The organism is Vibrio sp. 1401, from assembly GCF_033340295.1.
This window is the reverse complement of the sequence record NZ_JAWOWF010000021.1, coordinates 24733-44001: the sequence shown is the minus strand read 5'-3', so window position 1 is coordinate 44001 and position 19269 is coordinate 24733. Positions and strand designations below refer to the sequence as shown.

The 19269-nt window shown below is 47.0% G+C and carries 19 protein-coding genes; 12 read left to right on the top strand and 7 right to left on the bottom strand.

From position 1 onward, the window contains the following. Window positions 1-140 precede the first annotated feature (140 nt). The 10 genes from R7Z77_RS12545 to glmU all read left to right on the top strand — a co-directional run bounded on the left by R7Z77_RS12545 (window position 141) and on the right by glmU (window position 8613). Window positions 141-530, top strand: coding sequence for a F0F1 ATP synthase subunit I (locus tag R7Z77_RS12545; RefSeq protein WP_005378921.1), 390 nt, complete (start codon window positions 141-143; stop codon window positions 528-530). An 8-nt stretch (window positions 531-538) separates the two neighbouring features. Continuing rightward, window positions 539-1351, top strand: a complete 813-nt coding sequence (gene atpB, locus R7Z77_RS12540; RefSeq protein WP_005378922.1) for a F0F1 ATP synthase subunit A — start codon at window positions 539-541, stop codon at window positions 1349-1351. Between the two features lie 57 nt (window positions 1352-1408). Next, entirely contained in the window at window positions 1409-1663 is a 255-nt protein-coding gene (gene atpE / locus R7Z77_RS12535; protein ID WP_002540812.1) for a F0F1 ATP synthase subunit C, read from the top strand. Window positions 1664-1737: 74 nt separating this feature from the next. After that, window positions 1738-2208, top strand: coding sequence for a F0F1 ATP synthase subunit B (gene atpF / locus R7Z77_RS12530; protein ID WP_005378929.1), 471 nt, complete (start codon window positions 1738-1740; stop codon window positions 2206-2208). Window positions 2209-2222: 14 nt separating this feature from the next. Then, on the top strand, window positions 2223-2756 hold the full coding sequence (gene atpH / locus R7Z77_RS12525) for a F0F1 ATP synthase subunit delta (RefSeq protein WP_017635596.1): 534 nt from the start codon (window positions 2223-2225) through the stop codon (window positions 2754-2756). A gap of 13 nt (window positions 2757-2769) precedes the next feature. Further along, window positions 2770-4311 (top strand): F0F1 ATP synthase subunit alpha, encoded by a 1542-nt coding sequence (gene atpA / locus R7Z77_RS12520; RefSeq protein WP_005378931.1) that lies wholly within the window; start codon window positions 2770-2772, stop codon window positions 4309-4311. Between the two features lie 44 nt (window positions 4312-4355). Next, entirely contained in the window at window positions 4356-5222 is an 867-nt protein-coding gene (gene atpG / locus R7Z77_RS12515; protein ID WP_005378932.1) for a F0F1 ATP synthase subunit gamma, read from the top strand. Window positions 5223-5257: 35 nt separating this feature from the next. Continuing rightward, window positions 5258-6661 (top strand): F0F1 ATP synthase subunit beta, encoded by a 1404-nt coding sequence (gene atpD, locus R7Z77_RS12510; RefSeq protein ID WP_005383849.1) that lies wholly within the window; start codon window positions 5258-5260, stop codon window positions 6659-6661. 18 nt (window positions 6662-6679) lie between these two features. Beyond that, a complete protein-coding gene (locus R7Z77_RS12505) occupies window positions 6680-7102 on the top strand; it encodes a F0F1 ATP synthase subunit epsilon (protein WP_005378937.1) in 423 nt (140 codons plus the stop codon). 149 nt (window positions 7103-7251) lie between these two features. Next, window positions 7252-8613 carry a bifunctional UDP-N-acetylglucosamine diphosphorylase/glucosamine-1-phosphate N-acetyltransferase GlmU gene (glmU, locus tag R7Z77_RS12500; protein ID WP_053308107.1) on the top strand — a complete coding sequence of 454 codons (1362 nt, stop codon included), beginning with the start codon at window positions 7252-7254 and terminating at the stop codon, window positions 8611-8613. 80 nt (window positions 8614-8693) lie between these two features. Here the strand turns inward: glmU and R7Z77_RS12495 are convergent, their stop codons facing one another. Continuing rightward, complete coding sequence (locus tag R7Z77_RS12495; protein WP_005383852.1) at window positions 8694-9434, bottom strand: amino acid ABC transporter permease; 741 nt, start codon at window positions 9432-9434, stop codon at window positions 8694-8696. Window positions 9435-9549: 115 nt separating this feature from the next. Between R7Z77_RS12495 and R7Z77_RS12490 the strand changes: the two genes are divergently transcribed. Further along, window positions 9550-10326: a transporter substrate-binding domain-containing protein gene (locus tag R7Z77_RS12490; RefSeq protein WP_005378944.1), complete on the top strand. Its 777-nt coding sequence runs from the start codon at window positions 9550-9552 to the stop codon at window positions 10324-10326. Between the two features lie 44 nt (window positions 10327-10370). Here the strand turns inward: R7Z77_RS12490 and punC are convergent, their stop codons facing one another. Further along, complete coding sequence (gene punC / locus R7Z77_RS12485; RefSeq protein WP_005378946.1) at window positions 10371-11576, bottom strand: purine nucleoside transporter PunC; 1206 nt, start codon at window positions 11574-11576, stop codon at window positions 10371-10373. Between the two features lie 152 nt (window positions 11577-11728). Here punC and punR point away from each other — a divergent pair, with 152 nt between their 5' ends. Further along, window positions 11729-12631, top strand: a complete 903-nt coding sequence (gene punR / locus R7Z77_RS12480; protein WP_017821565.1) for a DNA-binding transcriptional activator PunR — start codon at window positions 11729-11731, stop codon at window positions 12629-12631. A gap of 54 nt (window positions 12632-12685) precedes the next feature. Here the strand turns inward: punR and ilvA are convergent, their stop codons facing one another. Genes ilvA through ilvG form a run of 5 tightly spaced genes read right to left on the bottom strand, consistent with a single transcriptional unit; the run spans window position 12686 to window position 18984 of the window. Further along, on the bottom strand, window positions 12686-14233 hold the full coding sequence (gene ilvA, locus R7Z77_RS12475) for a threonine ammonia-lyase, biosynthetic (protein ID WP_017635600.1): 1548 nt from the start codon (window positions 14231-14233) through the stop codon (window positions 12686-12688). Window positions 14234-14235: 2 nt separating this feature from the next. After that, window positions 14236-16077, bottom strand: coding sequence for a dihydroxy-acid dehydratase (gene ilvD, locus R7Z77_RS12470; RefSeq protein ID WP_005383859.1), 1842 nt, complete (start codon window positions 16075-16077; stop codon window positions 14236-14238). A 13-nt stretch (window positions 16078-16090) separates the two neighbouring features. Next, the gene (gene ilvE, locus R7Z77_RS12465; RefSeq protein ID WP_005378953.1) at window positions 16091-17029 is read right to left on the bottom strand and encodes a branched-chain-amino-acid transaminase; all 939 of its coding nucleotides are present in this window, start codon (window positions 17027-17029) and stop codon (window positions 16091-16093) included. A 12-nt stretch (window positions 17030-17041) separates the two neighbouring features. Continuing rightward, a complete protein-coding gene (ilvM, locus tag R7Z77_RS12460) occupies window positions 17042-17326 on the bottom strand; it encodes an acetolactate synthase 2 small subunit (RefSeq protein ID WP_005378958.1) in 285 nt (94 codons plus the stop codon). An 11-nt stretch (window positions 17327-17337) separates the two neighbouring features. Continuing rightward, on the bottom strand, window positions 17338-18984 hold the full coding sequence (ilvG, locus tag R7Z77_RS12455; protein WP_053350673.1) for an acetolactate synthase 2 catalytic subunit: 1647 nt from the start codon (window positions 18982-18984) through the stop codon (window positions 17338-17340). Between the last annotated feature and the right edge of the window lie 285 nt (window positions 18985-19269).

The following is a 19269-nucleotide window of genomic DNA, read 5'->3' as shown; positions in this document are numbered from 1 at the left end:
GAAAGTTGTCGTTTTGTAAACAAAACTGTAAGTTTTTGATGCAATCGAATTGCTTTACGTTGAACTGAACGTATAATTTTCGCCAATTTCCCAGCACAGAGAGTTAAGTGCGAAGTGGATATTACTAGAGGTACGAATACATGGTAGCTGCGTTAGCTAGACCAGGACGAGAGCTCGCAAGGCAATTGTTAATGATCCAGTCTGGCGCGGTTATTTTTGTGGCAGCAGGAATGGCGGTAGCCATAAATCCTGACTGGGGATTTTCAGCGCTGATTGGCGGAGGCATTTTTGTTGTTGCCAATGCAGTATTCGCGCTGTGTGCTTTCATGTTTAGTGGAGCTCGCGCTGCCAAGCGCATCGCTGCTTCCTTCTATACGGGTGAAGTACTGAAAATTCTCATCACGGTTGCACTGTTCTATGTTGCCTACATGTATATGCAGGTGGAACTTGTTCCCCTCAAACTAACCTATTTGCTGGTACTAGGTATTAATATCTGTGCACCAGTGCTATTCATTAACAACAAAAAATAGGATGAGTTATGGCTGCGCCAGGTGAAGCGCTAACATCGTCCGGTTACATTGCCCACCACCTTTCTAACCTATCGCTATACAAGTTGGGTTTAGTAGGGTCGGAGACAAGTTTCTGGAACGTACATATCGATAGCCTGTTTTTTTCTTGGTTTACTGGTTTAATCTTCCTCGGAATTTTTTACAAAGTAGCAAAGAGAACAACAGCGGGTGTACCGGGTAAGCTTCAGTGTGCTGTAGAAATGATCGTTGAATTTGTCGCCGATAACGTCAAAGACACGTTCCATGGACGCAACCCACTGATCGCGCCTTTAGCACTGACTATCTTTTGTTGGGTATTTTTGATGAACGTGATGGACTTAGTTCCTATCGACTTCTTACCATACCCAGCAGAGCATTGGCTAGGTATTCCTTACCTTAAGGTTGTACCGTCTGCTGATGTGAATATCACCATGGCTATGGCTCTAGGCGTTTTTGCATTGATGATTTACTACAGCATCAAAGTAAAAGGTCTAGGTGGATTCGCAAAAGAACTTGCACTACATCCATTCAATCACCCACTGATGATTCCGTTTAACCTACTAATTGAAGTGGTATCGCTATTAGCGAAACCTCTATCACTTGGTATGCGTCTATTCGGTAACATGTTCGCGGGTGAGGTTGTATTCATTCTTTGTGCGGCAATGCTACCATGGTACTTACAATGGATGGGTTCACTACCGTGGGCAATCTTCCATATCTTGGTTATTACGATTCAAGCCTTCGTATTCATGATGTTGACAATTGTTTACCTGTCAATGGCACACGAAGATCCTGATCATTAATTTTTTTAAAGCTTTTTATTTGGGCACTAAGCCAACAACTATAAATTGGAGATAGTAATGGAAACTTTACTGAGCTTTTCTGCAATCGCCGTAGGTATTATCGTCGGTCTTGCTTCTCTTGGTACAGCGATTGGTTTCGCACTGCTAGGTGGTAAATTCCTAGAAGGTGCTGCACGTCAACCAGAAATGGCTCCTATGCTACAAGTTAAGATGTTCATCATCGCGGGTCTACTTGATGCGGTTCCAATGATCGGTATCGTAATCGCGCTACTATTCACTTTCGCAAACCCATTCGTTGGTCAACTAGGTTAATCACCTTTAACTCGGGACGGGCGATTATCGCTTGTCACTGATTAACACTAAGTCCAAATAGAGGGGTAGCTGTTGTGAACATAAACGCAACTCTGCTAGGTCAAGCAATCTCGTTCGCACTATTTGTGTGGTTCTGCATGAAGTATGTATGGCCACCATTGATGCAAGCGATCGAAGAGCGTCAGAAGAAAATTGCTGATGGTCTTCAAGCAGCAGAACGTGCTGCGAAAGACTTGGATCTAGCACAAGCCAACGCTTCTGATCAATTGAAAGAAGCGAAGCGCACAGCAACTGAGATCATCGAACAAGCGAACAAACGTAAGTCTCAAATTCTTGATGAAGCTCGCGAGGAAGCTCAGGCAGAACGCCAGAAAATCCTAGCGCAAGCAGAAGCAGAACTTGAAGCTGAACGCAATCGTGCACGCGATGAGCTGCGCAAACAAGTTGCTACTCTGGCTGTAGCTGGTGCTGAGAAAATCCTTGAGCGTTCTATCGATAAAGATGCGCAAAAAGATATTCTCGACAACATTACTGCAAAACTTTAAGTCTGGGGGCGCATATGTCTGATTTGACTACTATCGCACGCCCCTATGCTAAAGCAGCCTTCGACTTTGCTTTAGAGAAAGACCAGTTGGACCAATGGGGCCAAATGTTATCTTTTGCTGCTGAAGTGGCCAAAAACGAACAAATGAACGAACTACTAACGGGTTCGGTTTCTGCTGACAAAATGGCAGAAATTTTTGTTGCAGTTTGCGGCGAACAAGTTGATGCGCACGGTCAAAACCTTTTGAAGGTAATGGCTGAGAATGGTCGTTTAGCGGCCCTTCCTGATGTTTGCACGGAGTTTTTTACTCTGAAAAAAGAACATGAGAAAGAAATTGATGTTGAAGTAATTTCAGCAACAGAGCTTTCTGATGAACAACTTGCAAACATTGGCAGCAAACTTGAAAAGCGTCTTGAACGCAAAGTGAAGCTGAATTGCAGTGTAGATGAGACCCTACTTGGTGGGGTTATTATTCGAGCCGGAGACCTAGTCATCGATGACTCAGCGCGTGGTCGTTTGAACCGCCTGAGCGATGCATTGCAGTCTTAATGGGGATTGGAGCATGCAACTTAATTCCACGGAAATTAGCGATCTGATCAAACAACGTATCGAATCTTTCGAAGTTGTTAGTGAAGCTCGCAACGAGGGTACTATCGTATCGGTAAGCGATGGTATCATCCGCATCCACGGCCTAGCGGACGTGATGCAAGGTGAAATGATTGAATTACCGGGTGGCCGTTATGCACTGGCACTTAACCTTGAGCGTGACTCGGTTGGTGCGGTTGTAATGGGCCCATATGCTGACCTTAAGGAAGGCATGAAAGTTACAGGTACTGGCCGCATTCTTGAAGTGCCAGTTGGTCCAGAACTACTAGGCCGCGTAGTAAATACGCTGGGTGAGCCTATCGATGGTAAAGGTCCAATCGAAGCGAAAATGACTTCGCCTGTAGAAGTGATCGCACCAGGTGTAATCGACCGTAAATCGGTAGACCAACCTGTGCAAACTGGTTATAAGTCAGTTGACTCAATGATCCCAATCGGTCGTGGTCAGCGTGAGCTTATCATCGGTGACCGTCAGATTGGTAAAACAGCACTGGCGATCGACGCGATCATCAACCAGAAAGACTCTGGTATTTTCTCTATCTACGTAGCAATCGGTCAGAAAGCATCGACTATCGCTAACGTTGTTCGCAAACTAGAAGAGCACGGCGCACTACAAAATACTATCGTTGTAGTTGCATCAGCTTCTGAATCTGCAGCGCTTCAATACCTAGCGCCTTACGCAGGTTGTGCGATGGGTGAATACTTCCGCGATCGCGGTGAAGACGCACTGATTGTTTACGATGATCTATCTAAGCAAGCGGTAGCTTACCGTCAGATCTCTCTACTACTTAAACGTCCACCAGGCCGTGAGGCATTCCCAGGTGACGTATTCTACTTACACTCGCGTCTACTAGAGCGTGCAGCTCGTGTAAACGAAGAGTACGTAGAGCGTTTCACTAACGGTGAAGTGAAAGGTAAGACTGGTTCTTTGACTGCTCTTCCTATCATCGAAACTCAAGCAGGTGACGTTTCAGCATTCGTACCGACTAACGTAATCTCGATTACCGATGGTCAGATCTTCCTACAAACTGAGCTATTCAACGCTGGTGTTCGTCCTGCTGTTGACCCTGGTATCTCAGTATCTCGTGTAGGTGGTTCAGCTCAGACGAAAATCATCAAGAAACTATCAGGTGGTATCCGTACAGCACTAGCTGCATACCGTGAACTAGCGGCATTTGCTCAGTTCTCTTCTGACCTTGATGACGCAACGAAGAAACAGCTAGACCATGGTCAAAAAGTTACAGAACTAATGAAGCAGAAGCAGTACGCTCCAATGTCTGTATTTGACCAAGCTCTAACTATCTTCGCGGCAGAGCGCGGTTACCTTGATGATGTAGAACTTAACAAAGTTCTAGATTTCGAGGCGGCTCTACTATCGTACGCTCGCGGTCAATACGCTGAACTAGCAGCTGAGATCGACAAGTCTGGCGCTTACAACGATGAAATCGAAGCTCAGTTGAAGAAACTGACTGACGACTTCAAAGCAACCCAAACTTGGTAATTAGGTCGGTGGCAGTTTCTGCCACCAACTAACGGAGAGTAACGATGGCCGGCGCAAAAGAGATACGTAATAAAATCGGTAGTGTTAAAAGCACTCAGAAAATTACGAAAGCGATGGAAATGGTAGCAGCTTCAAAAATGCGTCGTTCTCAAGATGCAATGGAAGCTTCTCGTCCATACGCTGAAACAATGCGTAAAGTGATCGGTCATGTGGCTAACGCAAACCTAGAGTACCGTCATCCGTACCTAGAAGAGCGTGAAGCTAAACGTGTTGGTTACATCATCGTTTCGACAGACCGTGGTCTGTGTGGTGGTTTGAACATTAACGTGTTCAAAAAAGCCGTTACAGACATGCAAGCATGGAGAGAGAAAGGTGCTGAGATTGAGCTAGCCGTTGTTGGCTCAAAAGCAACAGCTTTCTTTAAACATGGTGGCGCAAAAGTTGCGGCACAGGTTTCTGGTCTTGGAGATAATCCAAGCCTACAAGACCTAATCGGCTCTGTTGGCGTAATGCTGAAGAAATACGATGAAGGTGAACTGGACCGTCTATATGTAGTATTCAACAAGTTTGTTAATACTATGGTTCAGCAACCAACGATCGATCAATTGCTACCTTTGCCTAAATCGGACAGCGAAGAGATGCAGCGTGAGCATTCATGGGACTACATCTATGAGCCTGAACCAAAACCTCTACTGGATACGCTATTAGTGCGTTACGTAGAGTCTCAGGTATACCAAGGTGTGGTTGAGAACCTTGCTTGTGAGCAAGCGGCTCGAATGATTGCGATGAAGGCTGCAACGGATAACGCAACCAGTTTGATTGACGATTTGGAACTTGTGTACAACAAAGCCCGTCAGGCTGCGATTACACAAGAACTATCAGAAATCGTTGGTGGTGCAGCTGCGGTTTAAGCTTAGGTAAAACGAAATAGTTTAGAGGATTAACGATGGCTACAGGTAAGATCGTACAGATCATCGGTGCGGTAGTCGACGTAGAGTTCCCACAGAGCAATGTACCTAGTGTATATGACGCTCTAAACGTAACGGACTCAAAAGAGCGTCTAGTTCTTGAAGTTCAACAACAGCTAGGCGGTGGCGTAGTTCGTTGTATCGTAATGGGTAGCTCTGATGGTTTACGTCGTGGAGTTGAAGTGGTTAACACTGGCGCTCCAATTTCAGTACCAGTAGGTACTAAAACTCTAGGTCGTATCATGAACGTCCTAGGTGACGCGATTGACGAGCGTGGTGAAGTGGGTGCGGAAGAGGTTTACTCTATCCACCGTAGTGCACCAAGCTACGAAGAGCAATCAAACGAAATTGCACTTCTAGAAACGGGCGTTAAAGTAATCGACCTAATTTGTCCATTCGCTAAGGGTGGTAAAATCGGTCTATTCGGTGGTGCAGGTGTAGGTAAGACCGTTAACATGATGGAACTTATCAACAACATCGCACTACAGCACTCAGGTCTATCAGTATTTGCTGGTGTTGGTGAGCGTACTCGTGAAGGTAACGATTTCTACTACGAGATGCAGGAAGCGGGCGTTGTAAACGTTGAGAAGCCTGAAGAATCAAAAGTAGCGATGGTTTACGGTCAGATGAACGAGCCACCAGGTAACCGTCTACGTGTTGCACTGACTGGTCTAACAATGGCAGAGCGTTTCCGTGACGAAGGTCGTGACGTACTACTGTTCATTGATAACATCTACCGTTACACACTTGCAGGTACAGAGGTATCAGCACTACTAGGTCGTATGCCTTCTGCGGTAGGTTACCAGCCAACTCTTGCAGAAGAGATGGGTGTACTTCAGGAGCGTATCACGTCAACGAAATCAGGTTCTATCACGTCTGTACAGGCGGTATACGTACCAGCGGATGACTTGACTGACCCGTCTCCAGCAACAACGTTCGCGCACTTGGATGCAACGGTTGTACTTAACCGTAACATCGCTGCAATGGGTCTATACCCTGCGATCGACCCGCTAGATTCAACATCTCGTATGCTTGATCCACTAGTCGTTGGTCAAGATCACTACGAAGTTGCTCGTGGTGTTCAGCAGACTCTTCAGCGCTACAAAGAGCTGAAAGATATCATTGCTATCCTAGGTATGGACGAGCTATCTGAAGAAGATAAGCAAGTTGTATCTCGTGCACGTAAGATTGAGCGTTTCCTAACTCAGCCTTACCACGTAGCAGAAGTATTTACAGGTGACCCTGGTATTTACGTACCTCTAAAAGAGACTCTACGTGGCTTTAAAGGTCTACTAGCTGGTGAATACGACGACATTCCTGAGCAGGCATTTATGTACTGCGGTAGCATCGACGATGCTATTGAGAATGCGAAGAAGCTATAAGGCTAACTAGGAGGCGATATGGCAGCAATAACCTTTCACCTAGACGTAGTAAGCGCTGAGAAGAAAATCTTCTCTGGTCGTGTTGAAACGTTTCAGGTGACCGGTAGCGAAGGTGAACTTGGTATTTTCCATGGTCACACACCGCTGCTGACCGCTATCAAGCCTGGTATGGTGCGTATTGTGAAACAGCACGGCCACGAAGAAATTATTTATGTTTCTGGTGGTATGGTAGAGATTCAGCCTGGTACAGCGACTGTACTAGCTGATACAGCTATCCGTGGTGAAGAGCTAGACGCAGCGAAGGCAGAAGAAGCCAAACGCCGCGCTGAGGAGCAAATCCAGAATCAGCATGGTGACATGGACTTCGCACAAGCGGCCAGTGAACTGGCTAAAGCCATTGCTCAGCTACGAGTTATCGAGCTGACAAAAAAGCGTCGCTAAGCTCAATTAGCAACGTTGCATGAAAAAAGGCGGCCAATTGGTCGCCTTTTTGATTAATTTTAGTTGGAAATTTACCTTACTCCATTAACTATTTTAAAAGAGCTGTTTAAAATAACGGCCAATTAACATAAAACGTCAATAGGTTATCAATGAAATTCAGTGCTGTGATTCTTGCAGCGGGTAAAGGTACCCGTATGCATTCGAACATGCCTAAGGTGCTACACACTTTGGCAGGTAAGCCAATGGCAAAACATGTGATTGATACATGTACAGGTCTAGGTGCACAAAATATCCACTTGGTCTTTGGCCACGGTGGTGATCAAATGCAAACCACTCTTGCAGAAGAGCCTGTAAATTGGGTGCTTCAAGCGGAGCAGTTAGGGACAGGTCATGCGGTTGATCAAGCGTCTCCGAAGTTTGAAGACGATGAAAAAGTACTGGTGCTTTACGGTGATGTTCCACTGATTTCAGCTGAAACGATTGAAAACCTATTAGATGCACAGCCAACAGGCGGTATTGCACTACTAACAGTGATTCTAGATAACCCGACAGGCTACGGTCGTATTATCCGTAAGAATGGTCCTGTTGTGGCGATCGTTGAGCAAAAAGATGCAACAGAAGAACAAAAACAAATTAAAGAGATCAACACTGGCGTGATGGTTGCGACTGGTGGGGATCTTAAGCGTTGGTTGTCTGGCTTAAACAACAACAACGCACAAGGCGAATACTACCTAACTGACGTTATTGCAGCTGCACACGATGAAGGTCGTGCCGTTGAGGCAGTACACCCAGTCAATGCCATTGAGGTGGAAGGGGTCAATGACCGCGCACAGCTTGCTCGTCTAGAGCGTGCTTTCCAGTCAATGCAAGCTCAGAAGCTACTAGAGCAAGGTGTCATGCTACGCGATCCAGCACGCTTTGATTTGCGTGGTGAGTTACAGTGCGGTATGGACTGTGAAATCGACGTGAACGTTATCGTCGAAGGTAAAGTTTCACTGGGTGATAACGTGGTTATCGGTGCGGGTTGTGTACTGAAAGATTGTGAAATCGACGACAACACCATCGTTCGCCCTTACAGTGTGATTGAAGGTGCAACGGTTGGTGAAGAATGTACGGTTGGTCCATTTACTCGCCTTCGTCCTGGTGCTGAAATGCGTAACGATTCCCATGTGGGTAACTTCGTTGAAGTGAAAAATACGCGCATCGGAGAAGGTTCAAAAGCGAACCACCTAACTTACTTAGGTGATGCAGAGATCGGTCAACGTACTAACATCGGCGCAGGTACTATCACTTGTAACTACGATGGTGCGAACAAGTTTAAAACCATCATCGGTAATGATGTTTTTGTTGGTTCTGATAGCCAGCTGGTGGCGCCTGTCACTATCGCTGATGGCGCAACCATCGGTGCAGGCACGACACTAACAAAAGATGTTGAAGAAGGTGAGTTAGTAATTACTCGCGTCAAAGAGCGCAAAATTACTGGCTGGCAGCGTCCTGTAAAACAGAAATAAGCATTACCTACACTCTGTCTCTATATTGTCAAAGCCGCTCAACAAGAGCGGCTTTGTTGTTTCTAGCTAAGGCTTCATCGCTAGTAGCTAGGAATGGCAATACGTTTTTCGAGCCAACGAACGGCTTGAGATACAAATAGGATGAGCAACAAGTACTCCAAAACGAGGAAGGTATAAATCTCTAAGGGTAAGTACTCATTCACCACCAGCTCATTAGCACGGCGAGTGAGATCGCTTAAACCAATCACGCTGACTAAAGAACTCATCTTGAGAATGTAGACAAATTGATTGCCCAGTGGTGGGAGAATTTGCCGAAATGCTTGGGGAAGAATTACCAGGCGCATCTTTTGCCAATAGCTTAAGCCCAAAGATTCAGCCGCTTCATGTTGGCCACGGCTGATAGCTTGTATCCCACCGCGAAACACTTCCGCCATAAACGCACTCTCAGCGATAGTCAGTGCAATAACACCCGCCCAAAAGTGATTGAGTGAGACATCCAATAGTGTAGGCATGCCGTAATACACCCAAAGTAGTAAGACTAAAACTGGCACTGAACGGATCACCTCGACATAAATACGGTTTATCCACTTCAGAGAGGCAGAGTCCGACAGAGCGGGTAACGCAACGATCAGGCCCAAGCTCATCGCAAATAACATACTGAGGAGTGATACCTGAATGGTGTCATTAAACCCAGCGATTAAAAACTTTAGATTGGTGAGCCCTTGATCCGTCGAAGGGTCAAGTACATACCAGCCCCATTGATAATCTGAACAACCAGTGAGTAATAGCAGTGAAAACAGCCATAGAGTTCGAAACGTCACATTTACTCCCTGAATTAACTAAAAAACTTCCTTTGTTACTGCTATGTTATCAGTAGAGCTCTAATAAAGGTTAATTATTAAACCGTATAAGGTCATTATTTTTAAGGGAATAAAAATGAGAAAGATTTTACTAGTGCTAGGAATGTGTTTGCTTGCTGCGACTCAAGTCGCTCACGCTGAAAGCCGTCTTCAATCTATTTTAGACAATGGCGTACTCCGAGTTGGAACGACGGGAGATTGGAATCCGATGACGATGAAAGACCCCGCGACAAACAGTTATCGTGGCTTCGATATCGATGTAACAACAGAACTTGCTAAAGATCTCGGTGTAAAAGTGGAGTATGTTCCCACGGATTGGAAGACGCTAGTTAATGGCATTACCGCCAACAAATACGATATTACTGGCAGCGCATCTCTGAACATGTCGCGCGCGAAAGTAGCTGGATACAGCCAGCCATATTTCTACCTTGCCTTTGTACCTGTGGTGCAAAAGAAAGATCTCGCCAAATTCTCTGATTGGGCGGATTTTAATAAACCAGAAGTAAAAGTCGCGGCGACGTTAGGTACGGTACAAGAAAAAATGGTGAAAGAGTTCTTCCCGTCTGCTCAGCATATTGTTATTGAAGCGCCAGCGCGCGACTTCCAAGAACTACTAGCTCGCAGGGCCGATGTATCGGTGACGTCCAATGTGGAAGCAGCGACGTTGGTGGATAAGTTTAAACAGTTGGCGATAGTGCCAGTGACCGCACCGCGTAAACCAACCCCAATTGCTATGTTGTTGCCGCAAGACGATCAAGTATGGATTAATTATATCAATCACTGGGTAGAGTTGAAAAAGACTCAAGGCTTTTTTAAGCAGACTGCCAAGAAGTGGGGGTTGAAAAGCTTATAAACAGAAAGAGCCGCATTGCGCGGCTCTTTTTATTATCTGAACAATTAAAGTTCGTCTTCACTCACGACTCGGGCGTTGTCAGGAGTCGTAAAGTGCTTGGATAATTCGCGATTCGACAGAATGTATCCCATCCACAGCCCACCCATACAGATGATGATTGCGATGCCAGTAACCATCTGAGCTTGGCTTGCCATTGCGGCTACCAATGCACTTGAGAAGCTACTTACACAGATTTGCAGGCTGTTTTGCAGACCTGCTGCTGTTGCAGGGCTCTGTTGTGCGCTGGCCAGTGCACGGTTTACCACGATTGGGTACAGCGCGCCGTTAGCAACGGCAATCAAACAGAATGGCGCAAGAATAGGCCAAATCGATGACAGCTCCCACTGTGAAGCAATGAAAATCATTAATGCCGCGACACTAAATAGGCCAATCAGTTGGCGCAGAACCTTTTCATCACCAAATTTTCGAACGCCTACTTTACCTAAGTAGCCACCAGCCATAAACGCGATGGTTTGTGGGATAAAGCTCAAACCAATATCTTTTGCTTCGTAGCCCAGTTGCGCCATGATTTCTGGCATCCCAGTTAGGTAAGCAAAGAATGCAGCCGAAGCCGTCGCAAACATAAACACGTTGCCAAGGTATTTTTTAGAACTCAGCAGCGCTTTGATGTCGGCAGACATACTGGTTTGTTTGATTTCTGCTTTCTCGTCTTTTTGGGCCATGGTCGCAAAGACCAAAAAGACACCAACCAGTGTTAGCGTAATAAAGATACTGTGCCAGCCGAAGTTATCTGCCAACACAACCCCTAATTGAGGTGCTAGTGCTGGTGATAGCGCGACGAGTGGCATGATTGTCGCAAAAATTTGTTGGCTACTGCTTGAGTAGCGTTTAATGACCATAGCCTGCCAGATCACGGCTGGTGCACACACACCGATAGCTTGGATAAAGCGCAGTGTGAGTAGTTGCCATACTTGATCACAGAAAGCCAAACCGAATGACGCGATAGTAAATAGCACCAACCCGGCTGCGAGTGTATTACGATGGCCAAATTTATCGGATGCCAATCCCCACATTAGCTGGCCAATCGCCATACCAACGAGGAATACCGTTAAAGAGAGCGCAATTTGCTCAGGGCCTGTTGCAAAGTCGATTTCCATCGCTTTGAATGCTGGCAGATACATATCGGTAGCAACGAAGCCAAGCATCGATAATGCTGCCAGATAAATGAGCTGTAGTTTTGAGATTTTCATGATTCAACCAGTCAAATTATTTAATCATTTTTTAATCAACATCAGTTGGCGCCAACCCTGATTTATTTACCTTATTATTCTATTTTTCGATTTTGAGAAAATAAAACGCTAAAATTGTTGGTTATCAATCAAATTTTTTGAAAGGTTAAATCATGTTCTCTAAAGCGTCTTTGGAAATGCTGGATACGGTTGCCCGTTTAGGCAGTTTCACCGCTGCGGCTGAGGTATTGCATAAAGTCCCCTCAGCCATCAGCTATGGAGTAAGGCAGGTCGAGCAAGATTTAGATGTGGTGCTGTTTCGACGTTTACCAAGGAAAGTCGAGCTAACTCCAGCGGGTGAACTTTTTATGGCCGAGGCGCGCTCTTTGCTGCGTCAAATGGAAGAGGTGAAAGCACAAACGCGGCGAGCGGCTCAAGGATGGAAAAGCACGTTAAAGCTGACCTTAGATAACGTGGTGAAGTTAGAAAAACTCAAACCTTTGGTGGAAGATTTCTATCGCGAGTTTGAATTTGCTGAATTGCAGATCAATATGGAGGTCTTCAATGGTTCTTGGGAAGCCATAGCACAAGGTCGAGCCGACATTGTCGTTGGCGCGACATCTGCGGTTCCCGTTGGGGGAGATTTTGAAGTCAAAGATATGGGCGTATTAGATTGGGCATTTGTAATGTCACCCGCTCATCCTTGCGTTCGACAACAAGTGCTTACTGAAGAGTTTGTGAGTCAATTTCCGGCGATCTGTCTTGATGATACTTCGAACGTGCTGCCAAAACGCCATACTGGCCATTATCCGCAACAGCGCCGATTATTATTGCCCAATTGGTATAGTGCGATTGAATGTTTAAAAAATGGGGTGGGCGTGGGTTACATGCCACGTCATATTGCAACACCCTTAATCAATGATGGTGTGCTGGTGGAGAAGGTCATGCCGGATGATAAACCGCTCAGTCACTGCTGCTTAGTATGGCGCAAAGATGATAATCATAAATTGATCCAGTGGATGGTGGACTATCTTGGGTCGCCTAATCAGCTACATAAAGATTGGTTACAGTCATAAAAAACACCTCGCGTTAGCGAGGTGTTTTCATTGATATGTTTGAAATGTGGCGTTTTATGACAAGAAAAACTTATACGATGGGTTGTCTGTCTCGTCTTTGCATTGATAGCCAAGTTCACGTAAATGTGCAGAAAACTGAGCTAAATCGCTTTCATCTAACTCGAAACCACATAAAACACGTCCGTAGTCAGCGCCGTGGTTACGGTAGTTGAACAAACTGATATTCCAGTGTGTGCCGAGTGTGCTTAAGAACTTAAGTAGCGCCCCAGGATACTCTGGGAATTCAAAGCTGTAGAGGCGCTCTTTAAGCGGCTTAGACGGCTTACCACCAATCATGTAGCGCACGTGCAGCTTCGCCATTTCATCATCAGACAAATCAACCACTGGGTAGCCACCATCACGTAAGTCGTGAATGATATGTTCTAGCTCTTCCTGACCGCCTTGCAAACGCACACCGACAAAGATATTTGCCAATGCGTCATCGTTGTAGCGGTAGTTAAATTCCGTTACGGCGCGGCCGCCAATGAGGTTACAGAACTCAAAGAAGGCACCTTGACGCTCAGGAATGGTGACGGCAAGCAAACCTTCACGTTTCTCACCAAGCTCGCAACGCTCAGAAACATAACGTAAGCCATGGAAGTTAGTGTTGGCACCAGACAGCACAGTACCTAAATTCTTACCTTGCAGTTTGTTTTGCTCAGCAAACTTCTTCAAACCCGCCAGAGCAAGCGCGCCAGAAGGCTCTGCAATCGCACGGGTGTCTTCAAAGATGTCTTTTACTGCTGCGCAGATTTCATCGCTAGAGACGGCAATATGGCCATCAATGTACTTTTGGCATAGACGGAAAGTCTCTTCGCCAATGCGTTTTACAGCGACGCCATCGGCAAACATGCTGACTTGGTCTAGTACTACTGGTTCACCTGCATCCAATGCCGCTTTGAGGCATGACGAATCTTCTGGCTCAACTGCAATCACTTTGATTTCTGGCATGAGCTGCTTCACAAGTACCGCAACACCGGCAGCCAAACCGCCACCACCGACAGGGACGAAAATGTAATCAAGGTGACCATTTTGCTGCAGCATTTCCATGCCGATGGTGCCTTGACCTGCAATCACCAGTGGGTGATCGAAAGGAGGGACAAATGTGTACCCATGCAGATCAGAAAGGCGTTCCGCTTCCGCTTTTGCCTCATCAAAGTTGCTGCCGTGCAGCACTACATTGCCACCGAAGCCACGTACCGCATCGACTTTGATGTCTGGTGTGGTTTTAGGCATCACGATGGTGGTTTTGATGCCTAGCTTAGTACCAGAGAGCGCCATGCCTTGAGCGTGGTTACCTGCCGATGCTGCAATGACACCAGCGGCTTTTTGTGCTTCAGATAAACTCGCCACCATGTTGTATGCACCGCGCAATTTGAACGAGTGTACGGGTTGGCGATCTTCACGCTTGATCTGCACGTTATTCCCGATACGTGCAGATAAACGAGGCATTTCTTGCAGTGGCGTCACTGTTGCTACTTCATAAACAGGTGCGCGAAGGATTTGGCGCAGATAATCTGCGCCAGTTTGGTTCACTTGTTTTTCGGGTTGAGCTTCCATCATTGCTAGCCCTCTAGCTTCGACTTGTCTCGTACTGCACCCTTGTCAGCACTGGTTGCCATACTCGCGTACGCTTTGAGTGCAAAGGAAACTTCACGTTGGCGGTCAACTGGTTTCCAGCCTAGTTCGTCTTGTTTTGCACGGCGCTCAGCAAGTTCTTGTTCAGACACTTGGAGTGAAATTGAACGGTTTGGAATATCAATTGCGATCATATCGCCTTCTTTTACCAGGCCAATTGCACCGCCGTTTGCTGCTTCAGGAGAGGCGTGGCCGATAGAAAGACCTGATGTGCCGCCAGAGAAACGGCCGTCAGTCAGAAGTGCACACTCTTTGCCAAGGCCCATCGATTTTAGATAAGTGGTTGGGTAAAGCATTTCTTGCATGCCCGGACCACCTTTAGGGCCTTCGTAACGGATAACAACCACGTCGCCAGCTTTTACTTTGCCGCCTAAGATGCCTTCTACGGCGTCTTCTTGGCTTTCGAAAACTACGGCTGGGCCAGTGAATTTATGAATGCTCTCATCCACACCAGCAGTCTTAACGATACAACCATCTAATGCGATGTTGCCTGATAGAACGGCTAGGCCACCTTCTTGGCTAAAGGCATGATCGATAGTACGAATACAGCCTTCCGCACGGTCGTCATCAAGGCGATCCCAGCGGCAATCTTGTGAGAACGCTTGAGTAGTACGAATTCCCGCAGGACCTGCGCGGTAGAACTTAAGTACTTCTTCGTCTTCAGTTTGGATGATGTCGTATTTCGCCAGCTGCTCTTTCATCGAAAGGCCAAGCACGGTGCGCGCATCATTGTGTAGAAGACCTGCACGATCTAACTCACCAAGAATTGCCATGACGCCACCAGCGCGGTGTACGTCTTCCATGTGATATTTCTGGGTAGATGGTGCCACTTTACATAGGTGTGGTACTTGGCGTGATAGGCGATCGATATCTTCCATATCGAAATCCACTTCACCTTCTTGCGCTGCAGCCAACAGGTGCAAAATGGTGTTGGTTGAGCCACCCATTGCAATATCCAGTGCCATCGCATTTTCGAACGCATCAAACGTAGCGATGTTGCGCGGCAGTGCTGATTCGTCATCTTGCTCGTAGTAACGACGAGTCAGTTCAACGATACGACGACCTGCATTAAGGAACAGTTGTTCACGGTCAGCGTGCGTTGCCAGCATAGAACCGTTGCCCGGTTGAGAAAGACCCAGGGCTTCTGTTAGACAGTTCATCGAGTTTGCGGTGAACATGCCTGAACACGATCCACACGTTGGACATGCGCTACGTTCGATCTGCTCACTTTGCTCATCAGACACTTTTGGATCCGCGCCTTGGATCATCGCATCTACAAGGTCTAGTTTGATGATCTGATCAGAAAGCTTGGTTTTACCCGCTTCCATTGGACCACCAGAAACAAAGATAACAGGGATGTTGAGACGCATAGATGCCATCAACATTCCCGGAGTGATTTTGTCACAGTTAGAGATACATACCATGGCATCGGCACAGTGCGCGTTGACCATGTACTCCACAGAGTCTGCGATCAGTTCGCGTGAAGGCAGTGAGTACAGCATGCCGCCGTGACCCATTGCGATACCATCATCAACCGCGATGGTGTTGAATTCTTTCGCAATACCGCCAGCTTTTTCGATTTCGCGTGCTACAAGCTGACCCATGTCTTTCAGGTGTACGTGACCCGGAACAAATTGAGTAAACGAGTTTACAACGGCGATGATTGGTTTACCGAAGTCTTCTTCTTTCACACCCGTTGCACGCCACAGTGCTCGTGCACCCGCCATGTTACGACCATGTGTGGTGGTAGCTGATCTATATTTTGGCATTTCCTAATCCTTCTTACTTCTGTTCTGGGTACACATAGTCTAACCAGCCCCACTTATCTTCCGTGGTGCCGTCAAATAGGCCAAAGTAGGCTGCTTGTAGTTCTTTAGTGATAGGGCCGCGCTTACCAGTGCCCACTTCAATCTTGTCGATGGTTGCCACTGGTACAATCTCAGCCGCAGTACCTGTCATGAAGACTTCATCGGCAAGGTAAAGGGCTTCACGAGCAATGTTCGCTTCACGGACTTCGTAGCCTTTATCGCGTGCAATTGTCATGATCGAGTCGCGAGTGATGCCCGGTAGAATCGCGCTAGTTGCTGGTGGTGTGGTGATTACGCCATCTTTGATAACGAAGATGTTTTCACCAGCCCCTTCCGATAGGTAACCATCTACGCTTAGCGCAATACCTTCGTCGTAACCGTGACGACGCGCTTCACCACCAACCAGTAGTGAAGATAGGTAGTTACCGCCTGCTTTAGCTGCAGTTGGGATGGTGTTTGGCGCAGCGCGGTTCCAGCTTGAAATCATCGCATCGACACCTTTTTCTAGCGCTTCTTCGCCTAAGTAAGAGCCCCAAGGAAATGCTGCAATGATTAGATCCATCTCAGTGCCAACTGGTGGACATACGCCTAAGCCAACATTACCGACAAAACCCAATGGACGAATGTAAGCGCTGTCGAGTTTGTTTTGGCGCAGTGTTTCGCGGGTCGCTTCCATGATTTCTTCTACAGAGAAAGGGATCGGAAAGCGGTAAATCTTGGCAGAATCTTTTAGACGTTGTGCATGCTCACGGTGACGGAAGACAATTGGGCCTTTTGGTGTGTTGTAACAGCGCACGCCTTCAAACACGGATGTACCATAGTGCATTGCGTGAGTCAGAACGTGAACGTTCGCCTCTGCCCATGGAACCATCTCACCATTAAACCAAATGAAATCTGCAGTTTTCGTTGCCATTTGTTGCCTTCCTTATGCACTTACGTGTTGTTGTAAGTTGTGATTTGGCAGTTCATCGTTGCGGATTTTTAGCACCTCAACCTTACGAACGTCCCACAACTTCTCTATTTGATTGATCAAAAACGAGATTGGTCGATCGCTGTCGACGATGATCTCGACGCTGGCTACTTTGCTTTCGTGGTTTTGCGTAGCAGCGACTTGTTTGATCACGAAGCCTCGGTGACGAATCACACGTAGAACGCGCTCCAACAGTACCGGTTTGTCATCGGCTTTGATGTCGAGTAAATATCTGTCCATGCGATTGTCTCCTATGTATTTTCCAACATATCACTGTTTGATGCGCCAGGTGGCACCAATGGCCACACGTTTTCTTCTTCATCAATCAAAACGTGAAGCATGTAAGAAGTTTCACTCGCTAGCATCTCTTTGAGAGCAGGTTCGACTTCTTCTTTCTTGGTGATGGTTTTGCCCGGGATATCGAACGCTTTTGCTAACATCACGAAATCTGGGTTGTCATCAAGAATGGTTTCACTGTGGCGACCGTCAAAGAACAATGACTGCCATTGGCGAACCATGCCAAGACGTTGGTTATTAAGAAGGACAATCTTCACTGGAATCTGACGACGCTTCAGCGTGCCCAATTCCTGAACGTTCATCATAAATGAACCGTCACCTGTAATAAGGATAGACTGATCATCAGGACGTGCGACTGCAGCGCCCATCGCTGCTGGCAAGCCAAAGCCCATGGTGCCAAGGCCAGCAGAAGTGATGAAATTTTGTGGTTCGCGTGGCTGGATATGTTGCGCTGTCCACATCTGGTGCTGACCGACGTCGGTCGAGACAATTGAGCTATCTGGCATCATGTCAGACAGTTGTTTAAGCAATAGCGGTGCGTAGATTAATTCGCCCGGGTGGTCGTAACGCCACTTAAAGCCGCTGCGCAGACTTTCACTGTGATGAACCCACGGTGAGATATCTTGAGTCAGCTCTAGCTGAGGAAGAATGGTGTTGATGTCGCCACGTAATGGTGCGTTGGCGTGGCGCAGTTTATGAATCTCCGCAGCATCAATGTCGATGTGAATCACTTTCGCATTTGGTGCAAACGTGTCGAGCTTACCCGTCACACGGTCATCAAAACGCGCGCCAACCACAATCAATAGATCGGCTTCTTGAACCACTAGGTTAGCGGCTTTGGTGCCATGCATACCCAACATACCAAGATAGTGAGGATCATGGCGTTCAATGGTACCGAGGCCTTTTAATGTGCTAACTGCAGGCATTGGGTTTAAGCGAAGAAATTCGCGTACTGCATCGGTTGCTTTCGCAAGTTGCACGCCACCACCAACATACAACACTGGGCGAGTAGATGCTGCCAGCACATCTTGCGCACGTTTGATATCTTCAGCGCTGACATCTTCGATTGCTGGTGCTATGTATGGAGGAAGAAGGTCTGTAGGTGCTTGAGCGAGTTGAACGTCTTTGGCGATATCGACAATGACAGGACCCGGACGACCGGTTTTTGCGACCTCAAAGGCTTCGGCAAGTGTCGGAGCTAGATCTTCAATTTCGGTCACGAGATAGCTGTGCTTAGTACAGGCTAGGGACATTCCGATCACATCCATTTCTTGGAATGCATCGGTACCGATATGAGAGCTAGCAACCTGGCCTGTGATGGCAACTAGAGGTACGGAGTCAAGGAAAGCGTCGGCAAGGCCGGTAACAAGGTTAGTGGCTCCTGGGCCAGAAGTTGCCATGCACACAGCAACGTCTTGAGTGGAACGAGCCATCCCGATAGCTGCCATAGCGGCCCCTTGCTCGTGACGGCATAGGATGTGTTCCACCCCACCGTCATACAAAGCATCATAGATTGGCATGATGGCCCCGCCGGGGTAGCCAAAAACGGTTTCGATGCCTTGCTGTCTTAAAGCGGCTACGACAAGTTGTGCACCAGTCATCGTAAACCTCCTTTGCTACGTTGTGGCTCGTAGCGATTGCCATATTTATTGCACTTCATGTGCACTCCCATTCTTCCCGTTAAACTGTCCGAGGGTTAGACAGATGACAACTTGTAGTTGTAAAAAAACCCCCGGACTTTTCAGTGCGGGGGTTTTTTGTAATTTGTGGTTACCTTTCGCCCACAATACCCCGCGCGGTGCCAATAATGACCACGATAATCAGGGCTAGCAGTGCGTTGATATGAGCGAAAAGGTTCATCTGTCTGTCGTTCTTTTTTCGTTAAA

Bases quoted from the DNA above. Each gene is read 5' to 3' on its own strand.
- R7Z77_RS12545 (WP_005378921.1), top strand. From the start codon at position 141: ATGGTAGCTGCGTTAGCTAGACCAGGACGAGAGCTCGCAAGGCAATTG.
- atpB (WP_005378922.1), top strand. From the start codon at position 539: ATGGCTGCGCCAGGTGAAGCGCTAACATCGTCCGGTTACATTGCCCAC.
- atpE (WP_002540812.1), top strand. From the start codon at position 1,409: ATGGAAACTTTACTGAGCTTTTCTGCAATCGCCGTAGGTATTATCGTC.
- atpH (WP_017635596.1), top strand. From the start codon at position 2,223: ATGTCTGATTTGACTACTATCGCACGCCCCTATGCTAAAGCAGCCTTC.
- atpA (WP_005378931.1), top strand. From the start codon at position 2,770: ATGCAACTTAATTCCACGGAAATTAGCGATCTGATCAAACAACGTATC.
- atpG (WP_005378932.1), top strand. From the start codon at position 4,356: ATGGCCGGCGCAAAAGAGATACGTAATAAAATCGGTAGTGTTAAAAGC.
- atpD (WP_005383849.1), top strand. From the start codon at position 5,258: ATGGCTACAGGTAAGATCGTACAGATCATCGGTGCGGTAGTCGACGTA.
- R7Z77_RS12505 (WP_005378937.1), top strand. From the start codon at position 6,680: ATGGCAGCAATAACCTTTCACCTAGACGTAGTAAGCGCTGAGAAGAAA.
- glmU (WP_053308107.1), top strand. From the start codon at position 7,252: ATGAAATTCAGTGCTGTGATTCTTGCAGCGGGTAAAGGTACCCGTATG.
- R7Z77_RS12490 (WP_005378944.1), top strand. From the start codon at position 9,550: ATGAGAAAGATTTTACTAGTGCTAGGAATGTGTTTGCTTGCTGCGACT.
- punC (WP_005378946.1), bottom strand. From the start codon at position 11,576: ATGAAAATCTCAAAACTACAGCTCATTTATCTGGCAGCATTATCGATG.
- punR (WP_017821565.1), top strand. From the start codon at position 11,729: ATGTTCTCTAAAGCGTCTTTGGAAATGCTGGATACGGTTGCCCGTTTA.
- ilvA (WP_017635600.1), bottom strand. From the start codon at position 14,233: ATGATGGAAGCTCAACCCGAAAAACAAGTGAACCAAACTGGCGCAGAT.
- ilvD (WP_005383859.1), bottom strand. From the start codon at position 16,077: ATGCCAAAATATAGATCAGCTACCACCACACATGGTCGTAACATGGCG.
- ilvE (WP_005378953.1), bottom strand. From the start codon at position 17,029: ATGGCAACGAAAACTGCAGATTTCATTTGGTTTAATGGTGAGATGGTT.
- ilvM (WP_005378958.1), bottom strand. From the start codon at position 17,326: ATGGACAGATATTTACTCGACATCAAAGCCGATGACAAACCGGTACTG.
- ilvG (WP_053350673.1), bottom strand. From the start codon at position 18,984: ATGACTGGTGCACAACTTGTCGTAGCCGCTTTAAGACAGCAAGGCATC.